Below are 11951 nucleotides of genomic sequence, written 5' to 3'. Positions count from 1 at the left end.
TCTCCGCCTCACGGGACGGTGTTAAAGGTGCAGATGGCTCCAGTCTACCGGGTGCGCGTCAGGGCTCGAGCAGGCCGCGGATGTCGTCGGCCGTGAGCGCCTGCGAGAAGAGCGCGTCGTCGTCCATGACCGCCGAGAACAGGCGCGCCTTGCGCTCCTGCAGGGCCATGACCTTCTCCTCGATCGTGTCGGCCGCGATCATCCGGTAGACCATCACCTGCTTGGTCTGCCCGATGCGATGAGCGCGATCGACGGCCTGCGCCTCAGCCGCCGGGTTCCACCAGGGGTCGAGGAGATACACGTAGTCGGCTTCCGTGAGCGTGAGCCCGAACCCGCCGGCCTTGAGGCTGATGAGGAAGACCGGTGCGTCGCCCGACCGGAAGGACTCCACGACGGCCGGACGGTCGCGGGTCGAGCCGTCGAGGTGCGCGTGCGCGATGCCCTCGCGATCGAGTCGCGCGGCGACGATGTCGAGGTACGACGTGAACTGGCTGAAGACGAGCGCCCTGTGCCCCTCGGCGATGACCTCGGACAGCTGCTCGACGAGCGCGTCGAGCTTGCTCGAGGGGATGTGCGCGTGCGCGGGATCGACGAGCTCGGGTGCGAGGCTCAGCAGGCGCAGGAGGGTGAGCGACCGGAACACGATGAAGCGATTGCGGTCGAGGTCGTCGAGCAGCCCGAGGACCTTCTGGCGCTCGCGCTGCAGCACGGTGTCGTACACCTCGCGGTGCGCGGCGCTCAGCTCGACGTGCAGCCTCTGCTCCTGCTTGGGCGGCAGGTCGTCCGCGACGAGCTCCTTGGTGCGCCGGAGCATGAGGGGGCGGATGCGGCGGCGCAGGCGGGCGAGGCGGCGCTCGCGGTAGTCGGCGCCCTCCTGGTTCTCGGGGACCTTCCCCTTCTCGATCGGCCCGATGTACTCCTCGCGGAACCGCCGTGCCGAGGGGAAGAGCCCGGGGGCCGCGAGCGAGAGGAGCGCCCAGAGCTCGGAGAGCCCGTTCTCGAGCGGGGTGCCCGTCACGGCGAACGTCACGTCGGCTCTGAGGTCGGCCGCTGCCCGGTGCACGCCCGTCTGCGGGTTCTTCGCGAACTGCGCCTCGTCGAGGATGAGGCCCGCCCACTCGACCCCCGCGTACTCCGCCGCGTCGAGCCGCAGCAGCGCATACGACGTCACGACGATGTCGGCCTCGGCCGCGGCGTCGGCGAGCGTGCCCGACCGCTTCGTGCGCGTCGCGTCGATCCGGTGGACGCGCAGCGATGGCGCGAAGCGCGCCGCCTCGTCGCGCCAGGTCGCGGTGACGGACGTGGGCGCGACGACGAGGAACGGGCGCCGCTCCCCCGCCTCGCGCGTGTGCAGGATGAGCGCGAGCATCTGGATCGTCTTGCCGAGCCCCATGTCGTCGGCGAGGATCCCGCCCAGGCGATGCCGCCACAGGAACGCGAGCCAGTCGAGACCCGCCTGCTGGTAGGGCCGCAGACGTGCCGCGAGCCCCGCAGGCGGCGGGGTCGGCTCGATCCGGTCGATGTCGCGCAGGCCCTCGGCCGTCGCGCGCCACGACGCCGCCGGCGCGGACTCGTCTGCGAGGTCCTCGAAGTCCGCCCAGAGCGCCGTCTGATAGCGGCTGATGCGCGGTCCGGCCTCCCACTCCGACAGTGTCGCGGCCTCGTCCACGAGATCGCGGAGCCGCTGCAGCGCCGGGTGCGCGAGCGAGAAGTAGTCGCCGTCGGCGAGCAGCAGCTTCTTGCGGCGCTGGCTGATCGCGGTGAAGAGCGGGGCGAACGGGATGCGGCGGCCGTCGATGGTCACGACGACGCCGAGATCGAACCAGTCGGCGTCGGTGCTCTCGACGGTCGAGACCGAGATCTCTGGCACGCCGGCGAGCTCGCGGTACCGCCGCCGCGAGCCGCTCGTCTCGACGCGGACGCCCTCCGCCTCGAGCGCGGGCAGGATGCGCTCCGAGAACTCCGCCGCGTCGACGTCGCGCAGCTCGCCCGACGGGGCGAACGGCACGTCGGCAGCGCCCTCCCACGCGCGCGCGATGCGCTCCGCGAGCGCCGCCTCGGCCGCGCCGTCCCGATCCGGGTCCGGCGAGGCCGGGCCGCCCGGCTCGCCCAGCGGATGGCGCGCGAGCCCCGCGTAGGCGCACGACAGCGCATACGTCGTGCGGTCGCCGGGATGGAACGTCACGGCGATCACCGCCTGCGGAGCCGGCCGCTCCGGCACCTCGATGCCCTCGGGAGCACGCACCTCGACCCGGCGCGCGATCACGGGCAGGGCGTCGCGGACGAACTCCTCCGCATCCTCGGCCGGCACGTCGAGCTCGCCCTGCGCGCCGACGAGGAGGGCGACCGGATCGGCCAGCGCGACCGGTGCGAGCGTGAGGGAGATGCGTCCGCCCTCAGAAGCGAACGCGTAGACGCCCGAGCGCGCGACAGGGCGGACCGAGGCGAGGTCGACCGGCGCGCCGTCGATCTCGATCTCCGCCCGCACGCTCAGCGCGCCGTCGTCCGCCTCGTCGATGCGCACCCGCGCGGACGCCGACCGCGCGAGCCGCACGTCGAGGAGCTTCTGCGTCGGCACGAGGGGGATGCCGAGGCCGTCGGCCACGCGCAGGTGCGTCCAGAGCAGGGCGGACGGGATCGAGTCGAGCGTGAGCCACTCCGATCCGTCGCCGAACGCGTCGAGCCGGAACACGTCGCGCGCGATGCTGTAGAGCTCGGCGAACCAGCGCGACTGCGCGTGCGGGAATCGGCTGCCGGGGCGTCGGACCGCGTCCCACGACGCATCGCCCTTGATCCACGCGCCCGAGCGGTCGCTGCGCAGGAGCGGCCGCAGCCCCACGAACAGCTCGCCGGCCGTGCCGCGCTCGAGCTGACGCGGATGCGCGGCCTCGGCGCGCCGCGCCTGCCATCCGCTCGCCGAGCGCGCTGGCCGGTGCCGCAGCTCGACCCCGAGCGCGAGCGGGACCGTGTCGGGCGCCGTCGCGGTCTCGGCGGGCGTCACGAGGCTGCGCCACGAGGCGCCGGCTCCGTCGGGGCGCCGCCCCTGCGCGGCGTTCCGCTGCTGCGCGTTGCCCGCGAGCAGCGCCGCGACGACGTGCTTGCAGCGGCTGCGCAGGGGGCAGCTGCACTGCGATGCGACGATCGCCGACGTCCGCGCGTCGAACCGCACCCGCACGGTGTAGCTGCGCGCCGACGATCCGGCGACGCGCGCGGTCAGGGTGACGCCGTCGGTCATCCACCGCGCGTGCTCGACCGCGCCCTCCTGGAAGTACGCGAGCCCGCGCGCGTACGCTCCGTCGTCCGCCATCCTGCGGATGGCGTCGACGGGGACGTACGGCGCGGGCACGCGGAGCGGACCGAGGTCAGTTCGAGCGCGCGATGCGCGCGAGGACGCCGTGCACGAAGGCGCCGGACTCCTCGGTGGAGAGCTCCTTGGCGAGCTCCACGGCCTCGTCGATCGCGACGGCCGTCGGGACCTCGTCGTTGAAGAGGATCTCCCACGTGCCGATGCGCAGCAGCGCCCGGTCGACCGCGGGCATGCGCTCGAGCCTCCAGTCGCGGCTGTGCGTCGTGATCTGCTCGTCGATCTCGTCGCGGTGGTCGATCACGCCGTCGACGATGTCGCGCGCGTACAGCCACGACGCCTGTCGGGCGGGCTCCCCCGCCGCGCGCTTCGCCTCCGCGGCGAGCGTCACCTCGAGGGCGTCGCCGCGGACGTCCGAGGAGAAGAGGATGTCGAGGGCGCGCTTGCGCGCCTTGGTGCGTGCGCTCACTCGCGCGGCTTCAGTTCACGCGGCCGAGGTAGTCGCCCGTGCGGGTGTCGACCTTGACCTTCGTGCCGGTCTCGAGGAACAGCGGGACCTGGATCTCCGCGCCCGTCTCGACGGTCGCGGGCTTCGTGCCGGCCGACGAGCGGTCGCCCTGCAGGCCGGGCTCGGTGTACGTGATCTCGAGCACGACCGACGCCGGCATGTCGAGGTACAGCGGCTGGCCGTCGTGCAGCGCGATCGTGACGAGCTGGTTCTCGAGCAGGTAGTTCGACGCGTCGCCGACGACGGCGGCCGGCACGTTGATCTGGTCGTAGTCCGTCGCGTCCATGAAGACGAACGAGTCGCCGTCGTTGTAGAGGTACGTGAAGTCGCGGCGGTCGACGTTCTGGATGTCGACCTTGGCGCCCGCGTTGAACGTGCGGTCGACCACCTTGCCGGACACGACGTTCTTCAGCTTGGTGCGCACGAACGCGCCGCCCTTGCCGGGCTTGACGTGCTGGAACTCCACCACGCTCCAGAGCTGTCCGTCGATGGCGAGGACGACGCCGTTCTTGATGTCTGCGGTGGATGCCATGTGCGTAGTGATCCGTTCGTGTGGATTCGTCGAGAGAACTCAGGGCCCGCGGACGGGCCGAGAGAAGATCCTAGTTCAGATCGACGTGCGTCGGATGGATGACCCGCTTCAGGAAGTCCTGCATGCGCGGGGTCTGCGGGCTGCCGATCACCTGCGCCGCCGGGCCCTCCTCCACGACGACGCCGCCGTCCATGAAGACGACGCGGTCCGCGACGACCCGCGCGAACTCCATCTCGTGGGTGACGACGAGCATCGTCATGCCGTCGTCGGCCAGCTGCCGCATGATCGCGAGCACGTCGCCGACCGTCTCGGGATCGAGAGCCGATGTCGGCTCGTCGAACAGCATGAGGTGGGGGTCCATCGAGAGCGATCGCGCGATCGCGACGCGCTGCTGCTGGCCGCCCGACAGCTGGTCGGGGTACCGTCCCGCGAGGGCGCCCAGCCCCACGCGGTCGAGGTTGGCCTGCGCGATGCGCTCGGCCTCCGCCTTCGGCCGCCGCAGGACCTTGAGCTGCGCGACCGTGCAGTTCTCGAGCACCGTGAGGTGCGGAAACAGGTTGAACTGCTGGAACACCATCCCCACGTGGCGGCGCAGCTCGTCGATGTCGAGGTCGGGGTCGGTGACCTCGCGGCCGCCGACCTCGATCGCGCCGCCGGTCGGCTCCTCGAGGAGGTTGACGCAGCGCAGCAGCGTCGACTTGCCCGAGCCCGACGGCCCGATGAGGCACACGACCTCCCCGGGAGCGACCTCGAGGTCGATGCCCTTGAGCACCTCGTTCGAGCCGTACGACTTCCGCAGGCCGCGGATCACGACGCCGAACTGCGCGGCGTTCTCGGATGTGCCGGTCATGTCTCGTCCTCCGACGTCTATCGCCTGGTCCGCGCCGAGCGCGACTCGAAGCGCCGCGACAGCTGGCTGAGCGGCAGCGTGATGATGAGGTACATGGCGCCCGCGACGACGAGCGGGGTGATGCCGGCGCCGTACTGCAGGATGCCGTCGCGGCCGAGCTTGGTGAGCTCGAAGCTCTCGGCGGCGAGGCCGATCACGTAGATGAGCGACGTGTCCTTCGTGACGAGGATGAACTCGTTCGTCAGCGGGGGCAGCACCATCCGGAACGCCTGCGGGATGACGATCGTGAGCATCGCGCGCCATCCGGGCATCCCGAGCGACCGCGCGGCCTCGTACTGGCCGCGCGGGACGGCCTGCAGGCCCGCCCTGAGCGTCTCGGCGATGTACGCGGCGGCGACGATCCCGAGCGAGAGCATCACGACGAGGATCGTCGGCCAGCGCGTCCCCGGGAACGCGGCCGGCACGCCGAACCCGAAGGCGATGAACACGAGCAGCGCGGGGATGCCGCGGAAGAACTCGATGTACGCGGTCGCGATCCAGCGGTACGGCGCGAACGACGACAGCTTCATGAGCGCCAGGAGCATCCCGAGCGCGAGGCCGAGCGCGAAGGACACGATCGTGTAGACGATCGTGTTCTTGAGCCCGACGAGGATGATCCCGGGGAACATCCCCGCGACGGCCGGGAAGTCGAAGAACGAGTCGAGGATCCGCGGCCAGTCGATGACGATCGCCAGGACGACGATCAGCGCGACGAAGACCCCGGCCTGCACGTACTGCGCCGTCCGCGCGCGCTGGCGTGCGGTGAGTGCCATCGGGCGCCCCGCCTAGGAGCCCTCGCCGAACCAGGTCGCCTTGAGCTCGTCGAGCTCGCCGGACTCGGTCAGGCGCTGCAGGGTGCCGTTCACGACCTCGAGCAGCGCCGTGTCGCCCTTCTCGACCGCGATGCCGAGCTTCTCGCCGGTCTCGAAGTCGGCCACGCGCTCGAAGCCCTCCTCGTCCTTCACGCCGTACGCGAGGACCGAGACGTTCCCGAGCACGGCGTCGACCGTCCCGGCCTTGAGCGCCTCGAGCTGGAGGCCGGCGTTCTCGAAGCCGATCGGCGAGATGCCGTTCTCCTGCGCGTACGCCTCGCCCGTCGTCCCCGACTGCACGCCGACCTGCTTGCCGACCGCCGACTCGAGGTCGGTGATGCCGGAGTCCGCGCTCGCGATGAGCGTGAGGTCGTCGTCCATGTAGGGCTCGGAGAAGTCCATGTTGCCCTTGCGCTCCTCGGTGATCGAGATCGAGGAGATCGCCGCGTCGCACTTGTCGAACGACAGGCCCGACTGGATGGACTCGAACGAGTCGACGATCACCTCGAGCTCGGCGTCCAGGTCGGCCGCGATCTCGTTGGCGATGTCGATGTCGAAGCCGACGGTGTCGCCGTTGTCGTCGATGAACTCGAACGGCTCGTAGGGGATGTCGGAGCAGACGGTGAACGTGCCGGGCTCGACGAGGGAGACGCCGCCCTCCTCGGCCGGCTCCTCGCCGGCGCCGGAGGCGCATCCTGCGAGGGCGAGGCCGGCCGTGCCGGTGACGAGCAGTGCGGTGATCGCACGGGAGCGGAGCTGCATCATCGCGACGCCTTCCTTCTGGGTGACGAGAGGGACTCTCGGGTGCTGTTGGGCCATCCTAGTCACGGGGTCGGCCGGCCTGGAGGATGCGACCCGCGTCCTCCTCGCCGATCTCCTGGTATGCCGCGAAGAGGAGCGACTCGTCCGGCGCCTGCGCGACCGTCGGCTTCCCGATGTCGTCGAGGAGCACGAACCGCAGCATGCCCGCGCGCGCCTTCTTGTCGCGCTGCATGGTGGCCAGCAGCTGCGTCCACGCGCCCATCCGGTACGTCGTGGGCAGCCCGAGCGCGGTGAGGATGGCGCGGTGGCGGTCGACGGCGGCATCCGAGAGCCGGCCGGCGAGTCGCGACAGCTCGGCGGCGTACATCATGCCGATCGAGACGGCCGCGCCGTGCCGCCAGCGGTAGCGCTCCGCGTGCTCGATCGCGTGGCCCAGGGTGTGGCCGTAGTTGAGCGTCTCGCGCACGCCCGACTCGCGGAAGTCCTCCCCCACGACGTCGGCCTTCATCCGGATCGCGAGCTCGATGCAGCGGCGGAACTCGGGGGTCGACGGGTCGGTCGCACGGGCTGGATCGGCCTCGACGATGTCGAGGATCTCCGGGTACCGGATGAAGCCGGCCTTCACGACCTCGGCGAATCCCGCGACGGCCTCGTTCTGCGGCAGGGTCGCGAGCAGGTCGAGGTCGCACAGCACGGCGCGGGGCGCCCAGAACGCCCCGACGAGGTTCTTGCCCTCCGCGGTGTTGATGCCGGTCTTGCCGCCGACGGCCGCATCGACCATGCCGAGCACGGTCGTGGGGATCTGCACGACGTCGACGCCGCGCAGCCACGTGGCCGCCACGAAGCCCGCGAGGTCGGTCACGGCGCCGCCGCCGAGCCCGACGACCGCGTCCGTGCGCGTGAAGTCGGCCTGGCCCATGATCTGCCAGCAGAACGCGGCGACCTCGACGCGCTTGGCCTGCTCCGCGTCGGGAACCTCGGCGAGGAGGACCTCGCGCACCGTGTCGCCCATGAGGCGCTCGCGCAGCTCCTCCGCGCGCGCCCCGAGCGAGGGCTGGTGCACGACGAGCACCTTCTTCGCAGCCGGCGGGAGCACCTCGCCGAGGCGCGCGAGCACCCCGCTGCCGACGATGACGTCGTACCCTGGCGTGCCGGCCACGCTGATCACGGTGTCGCTCATGACTCCTCCTCCGTGCGCGCCGCGCGCGCTGTCGTCTCGTCGTCGGCCGGCTCGTCGCCGCGCAGCCACGCCACGATCCGCTCGACCGTGCGCTGGGTCGGGCCGCGCGACGTGTCGAACACGGCGTCCGCCACCTCCGCGTACAGGGGCTCGCGCTCGGCGCGGATGCGCGCCCACTCGGCCACCGGATCGACGTCGCCGTTGAGCAGCGGGCGCTTGTGCCCCCGGATGCGGTGGGCGATCGCGGTCTCATCGACCGTCAGGAGCACGACGCGGTGCGCGCGCAGGCGCTCGCGCGTCTCGGCGGAGAGGACGGCGCCTCCCCCGAGCGCCACGACGCCGCCCCCCTCGAGCGCCGTGCGCACGGCCTCGCGCTCGATCTCGCGGAACCGCGCCTCGCCCTCGCGCGCGAAGAGCTCGGCGATCGGGCCATGCGCGCGCACGATCGCGGTGTCGGTGTCGGTGAACGGGAGACCGAGCGCGCGCGCGACGCGCTTGCCGAGGCTCGACTTGCCGGCGCCCATGGGGCCGACGAAGACGATCGCGCCTGCCGCGTGGCCGTCAGAGGACGGCGTCATGCGCGAGGGCGGCCGTGCGCTGCGTCTCGGGGATCGCGGCGAGGTAGGCCTCGAGGTTGCGGCGCGTCTCGGCGACCGAGTCGCCGCCGAACTTCTCGAGCACGGCCTCGGCCAGCACGATCGCCGTCATCGCCTCGGCGACGACGCCGGCAGCCGGCACGGCGCAGACGTCGGAGCGCTGGTGATGCGCCGACGCGGTGTCGCCGGTCGCGACGTCGATCGTCCGGAGCGCGTGCGGCACGGTCGCGATCGGCTTCATGCCGGCCCGCACGCGCAGGACCGTGCCCGTGGACATCCCGCCCTCGGTGCCGCCCGCGCGGTCGGAGCCGCGCACGATGCCGTCGTCGCCGGCGAACAGCTCGTCGTGCGCCTGCGACCCGCGGCGCCGGGTGGTCTCGAAGCCGTCGCCGACCTCGACGCCCTTGATCGCCTGGATGCTCATGAGCGCCTGCGCGAGCTTCGCGTCGAGGCGGCGGTCCCAGTGCACGTGCGAGCCGAGCCCCGGGGGCAGACCGTACGCGAGCACCTCGACGATGCCGCCGAGCGTGTCGCCGTCCTTCTTGGCGGCATCGACCTCCGCGACCATCCGCGCGCTCGTGTCCGCGTCGAAGCAGCGCAGCGGATCCGCGTCGAGCGCTGCGACGTCGTCGGGCGCGGGCAGCGGCGCGTCCTCCGGCACGCGCACGGGGCCGATCGACAGCGTGTGGCTCACGAGGCGGATGCCCAGCTCGGCGAGGAAGCACCGCGCCACGGCGCCGAGTGCGACGCGGGCGGCGGTCTCGCGGGCGCTCGCGCGCTCGAGGATCGGCCGTGCCTCGTCGAAGCCGTACTTCTGCATGCCCACGAGGTCGGCGTGCCCGGGGCGCGGCCGGGTGAGCGGGGCGCCGCGCCCGCGCGACTTCTCGGTGAGCTCGACGGGCTCCGCGCTCATCACCTCGGTCCACTTCGGCCACTCGGTGTTGCCGATGCGCAGGGCGATCGGGCTGCCCATGCTGAGGCCGTGGCGGATGCCGCCCGAGATCGACAGCTCGTCCTGCTCGAACTTCATGCGCGATCCGCGCCCGTAGCCCAGCTTGCGGCGCTGCAGGTCTTCCTGGATGGCGGAGGCCGTGACGGGGACGCCTGCGGGCAGTCCCTCCATGATGGCGATGAGTTCGGGGCCGTGCGATTCGCCGGCGGTCAGCACGCGGAGCATGGCCACTAGTCTCCCATGAGCGCGGAGCGCATCGCGGCCACGACCTCGTCCTCGCGGTCGAGGGGCGCCTCGGGGTCGCCCGTCGTGAAGATCCGCACCTGCAGAACCGCCTGATGCAGCAGCATCCCGAGACCCGAGTGCGCATCGCCGTCCGCCCAGCGTCGGGCGAGCGCCGAGGGCCACGGCGCGTACGCCACGTCGAAGAGCGGCCCTCCGGCCGCCGCGAGGCGGTCGGCCTGCGCACCGGGCAGCTCCGCCCCGCCGGGGAGCGTCGCGATGGTGAGGTCGACCGGCGCGTGCGGATGGTCGAACGACGACACCCGCACGTCGATCCCCGCGCGCTCGCCGATCGCCACGAGCGGCGCCGCGCGCTCGGCGCTGCGGGCGACGACGTCGACGCGACGCGCGCCCATCTCCCCCACCGCGACGAGCGCGGAGGACGCGGTCGCGCCCGCCCCCGCGATGCGCGCGGTCTCGAGCCGCCTGATGCCGAGCTCGTCGAGCGCGCGGACGATCCCGCCGACGTCGGTGTTGAACCCGAGCGGCCCCTCGCCGTCCCACTGCGCGATGCCCGGCAGGTCGGGTGACGGCGTGCCGAAGAACAACGTGTTGACCGCGCCCGTGAGCTCGGCGCGTCGCCCGCGCCACGCCGCCGCGCGGTGCGCCTGCTCCTTGAGCGGCATCGTCACGGCGAGACCGCGCCATGCGCGCTCCGCGAGAGCGGCGTCGAACGCGTCGCGGGAGACCCGCCGCCGCTCGAAGACCCAGTCGAGCCCGAGCACGCGGTACGCGGCCCCGTGGAGCTGCGGCGAGCGGCTGTGCGCGATCGGGTCGCCCCAGACCTCGAGACGGATCTCACTCACAGTAGGTCGAGTTCTCCTCGCTCGCCCTGCACCACTCCTGGAGGCGTGCCACGGCGGCCTCGTGCTCGGCGAGGGTGCTCGAGAACACGGTCTCGCCGGTGGCGAGGTCGACCGGCACGAAGTACAGCCAGTCCCCTTCCGCGGGCGAGATGGCCGCGGCGATCGCGGCCTCGCCGGGGAGGCCGATGGGTCCTGCGGGCAGCCCCTCGTGCACGTACGTGTTGTACGGGTTCGACGCGTCGGCGCGCTGCTCGTCGGTCGTCCACACGGTGTGGGTGCTGTCGGCGCCGTAGGCGACCGTCGCGTCGGACTGCAGGAGCATGCCCTGCTCGACGCGGTTGTAGAACACGCGCGCGATCTTGGGCATGTCGTCCTCGCCGCCGGCCTCGCGCTGCACGAGCGCGGCCATCGTGAGGATCTCGAAGCGGTTCTCGGGCGCGACGCCCTGTGCGTCGAGGCGCTCGAACATCTCGTCCACGAGCACGCGGATGACGTCGTCCGCGGTCGCGTCGGGATCGAACGTGTACGTCGCGGGGAACAGGTATCCCTCGATGCTCGGCGCCTCTTCGGGGATGCCGAAGCGCGTGTAGTCCTCCGCCGCGGCCTGGAGCTCCTCGAGCGGGATGTCGGTGACCTCCGCGATGTTCTCGAGCGCGTCGGCGGCGAAGCTGCCCTCCGTGATGAGCACCGTGTTCTCGAGGCGCGTCGCGGGGTCGTTCAGAGCCTCGAGCGCGGCAGCCGAGGTCATCTTCCTCTGCAGCTGGTACACGCCGGGCTGGAAGGTCGTCTCGTCGCCGGTCTCGATGAGGTGGCGGTAGAAGGAGTCGCTCTCGAGCGTGACGCCGGCCTCGTGCAGCGTCTGCGAGATGGCCTCTCCGGTGTCGCCCTCGGAGATCGTGACGAGCGCCTCGCCGGTCGCCTGCCCCTCCTCGTAGTCGTGCGGGCCGTCCCATCCCATCACCGACGCGATGCGCTCGCCGTATGCGCTCCAGACCCACAGACCGCCCGCGACGACGCCGCCGAGCAGGAGGAGGACGATGAGCGCGGAGATGAGGCAGCCGAGCCGGCTTCCCCTGCGCTTCGCCGGGCGCTCCGCGTGCTCGGGGGCGAACAGGTCCTCGAGGCCGGCCGGACGCCGGTCCTCGGGTGCGGGCTCCGCCGCCTGCCGTTCGGGGGCCGGAGCGGCGAGGGGCGCGGCGGCGCCCGCGACGTCGTGCGCCGCGGCGCTGGGCAGCTTGCGCCGCGCCTCCGCCGCGAGCTCGCGCTCACGGCGCTCGCGCCGGGTGAGGGCGCGCTCGGCGCGGGGATCGGGGGAATCGGGCATGCGG

At 72.3% G+C, this 11951-nt stretch carries 11 protein-coding genes; all 11 read right to left on the bottom strand.

Going from position 1 to position 11951, the window contains the following annotated elements; all coding sequences use genetic code 11:
- Nucleotides 1-58 precede the first annotated feature (58 nt).
- Nucleotides 59-3346, bottom strand: a complete 3288-nt coding sequence (locus ACOWU6_RS09225) for an SNF2-related protein (RefSeq protein WP_421075492.1) — start codon at nucleotides 3344-3346, stop codon at nucleotides 59-61.
- Between the two features lie 16 nt (nucleotides 3347-3362).
- Nucleotides 3363-3773 (bottom strand): transcription antitermination factor NusB, encoded by a 411-nt coding sequence (gene nusB, locus ACOWU6_RS09220; RefSeq protein ID WP_271171787.1) that lies wholly within the window; start codon nucleotides 3771-3773, stop codon nucleotides 3363-3365.
- Nucleotides 3774-3783: 10 nt separating this feature from the next.
- Nucleotides 3784-4344 (bottom strand): elongation factor P, encoded by a 561-nt coding sequence (efp, locus tag ACOWU6_RS09215; protein ID WP_271171786.1) that lies wholly within the window; start codon nucleotides 4342-4344, stop codon nucleotides 3784-3786.
- 70 nt (nucleotides 4345-4414) lie between these two features.
- Complete coding sequence (locus tag ACOWU6_RS09210; protein WP_421075491.1) at nucleotides 4415-5194, bottom strand: amino acid ABC transporter ATP-binding protein; 780 nt, start codon at nucleotides 5192-5194, stop codon at nucleotides 4415-4417.
- A gap of 17 nt (nucleotides 5195-5211) precedes the next feature.
- A complete protein-coding gene (locus tag ACOWU6_RS09205; protein ID WP_421075490.1) occupies nucleotides 5212-6006 on the bottom strand; it encodes an amino acid ABC transporter permease in 795 nt (264 codons plus the stop codon).
- A gap of 12 nt (nucleotides 6007-6018) precedes the next feature.
- Complete coding sequence (locus ACOWU6_RS09200) at nucleotides 6019-6810, bottom strand: ABC transporter substrate-binding protein (protein ID WP_309299952.1); 792 nt, start codon at nucleotides 6808-6810, stop codon at nucleotides 6019-6021.
- Nucleotides 6811-6865: 55 nt separating this feature from the next.
- Nucleotides 6866-7987, bottom strand: coding sequence for a 3-dehydroquinate synthase (gene aroB / locus ACOWU6_RS09195; protein WP_421075489.1), 1122 nt, complete (start codon nucleotides 7985-7987; stop codon nucleotides 6866-6868).
- Nucleotides 7984-8565 (bottom strand): shikimate kinase, encoded by a 582-nt coding sequence (locus ACOWU6_RS09190; RefSeq protein WP_421075488.1) that lies wholly within the window; start codon nucleotides 8563-8565, stop codon nucleotides 7984-7986. The genes aroB and ACOWU6_RS09190 overlap by 4 nt, the downstream gene beginning before the upstream one ends.
- On the bottom strand, nucleotides 8549-9760 hold the full coding sequence (gene aroC, locus ACOWU6_RS09185; RefSeq protein ID WP_421075487.1) for a chorismate synthase: 1212 nt from the start codon (nucleotides 9758-9760) through the stop codon (nucleotides 8549-8551). Before aroC ends, ACOWU6_RS09190 begins: the two co-directional genes overlap by 17 nt.
- A 5-nt stretch (nucleotides 9761-9765) precedes the next feature.
- A complete protein-coding gene (locus tag ACOWU6_RS09180; RefSeq protein WP_421075486.1) occupies nucleotides 9766-10623 on the bottom strand; it encodes a shikimate dehydrogenase family protein in 858 nt (285 codons plus the stop codon).
- On the bottom strand, nucleotides 10616-11947 hold the full coding sequence (gene mltG / locus ACOWU6_RS09175; protein WP_421075485.1) for an endolytic transglycosylase MltG: 1332 nt from the start codon (nucleotides 11945-11947) through the stop codon (nucleotides 10616-10618). The genes ACOWU6_RS09180 and mltG overlap by 8 nt, the downstream gene beginning before the upstream one ends.
- Nucleotides 11948-11951: the final 4 nt, after the last annotated feature.

Origin of the sequence: Microbacterium sp. SA156 (genome assembly GCF_049065455.1) — a bacterium.
In the GTDB taxonomy this organism is placed as follows: domain Bacteria; phylum Actinomycetota; class Actinomycetes; order Actinomycetales; family Microbacteriaceae; genus Microbacterium; species Microbacterium barkeri.
The sequence above is the reverse complement of the archived record's forward strand: the minus strand, read 5'-3'. Positions and strand labels throughout refer to the sequence as shown.

What these genes read in the sequence shown, in the direction of transcription:
- mltG (WP_421075485.1), bottom strand. Translation starts at nt 11,947, where the DNA reads ATGCCCGATTCCCCCGATCCCCGCGCCGAGCGCGCCCTCACCCGGCGC.
- aroB (WP_421075489.1), bottom strand. Translation starts at nt 7,987, where the DNA reads ATGAGCGACACCGTGATCAGCGTGGCCGGCACGCCAGGGTACGACGTC.
- ACOWU6_RS09210 (WP_421075491.1), bottom strand. Translation starts at nt 5,194, where the DNA reads ATGACCGGCACATCCGAGAACGCCGCGCAGTTCGGCGTCGTGATCCGC.
- ACOWU6_RS09190 (WP_421075488.1), bottom strand. Translation starts at nt 8,565, where the DNA reads ATGACGCCGTCCTCTGACGGCCACGCGGCAGGCGCGATCGTCTTCGTC.
- ACOWU6_RS09205 (WP_421075490.1), bottom strand. Translation starts at nt 6,006, where the DNA reads ATGGCACTCACCGCACGCCAGCGCGCGCGGACGGCGCAGTACGTGCAG.
- aroC (WP_421075487.1), bottom strand. Translation starts at nt 9,760, where the DNA reads ATGCTCCGCGTGCTGACCGCCGGCGAATCGCACGGCCCCGAACTCATC.
- ACOWU6_RS09200 (WP_309299952.1), bottom strand. Translation starts at nt 6,810, where the DNA reads ATGATGCAGCTCCGCTCCCGTGCGATCACCGCACTGCTCGTCACCGGC.
- efp (WP_271171786.1), bottom strand. Translation starts at nt 4,344, where the DNA reads ATGGCATCCACCGCAGACATCAAGAACGGCGTCGTCCTCGCCATCGAC.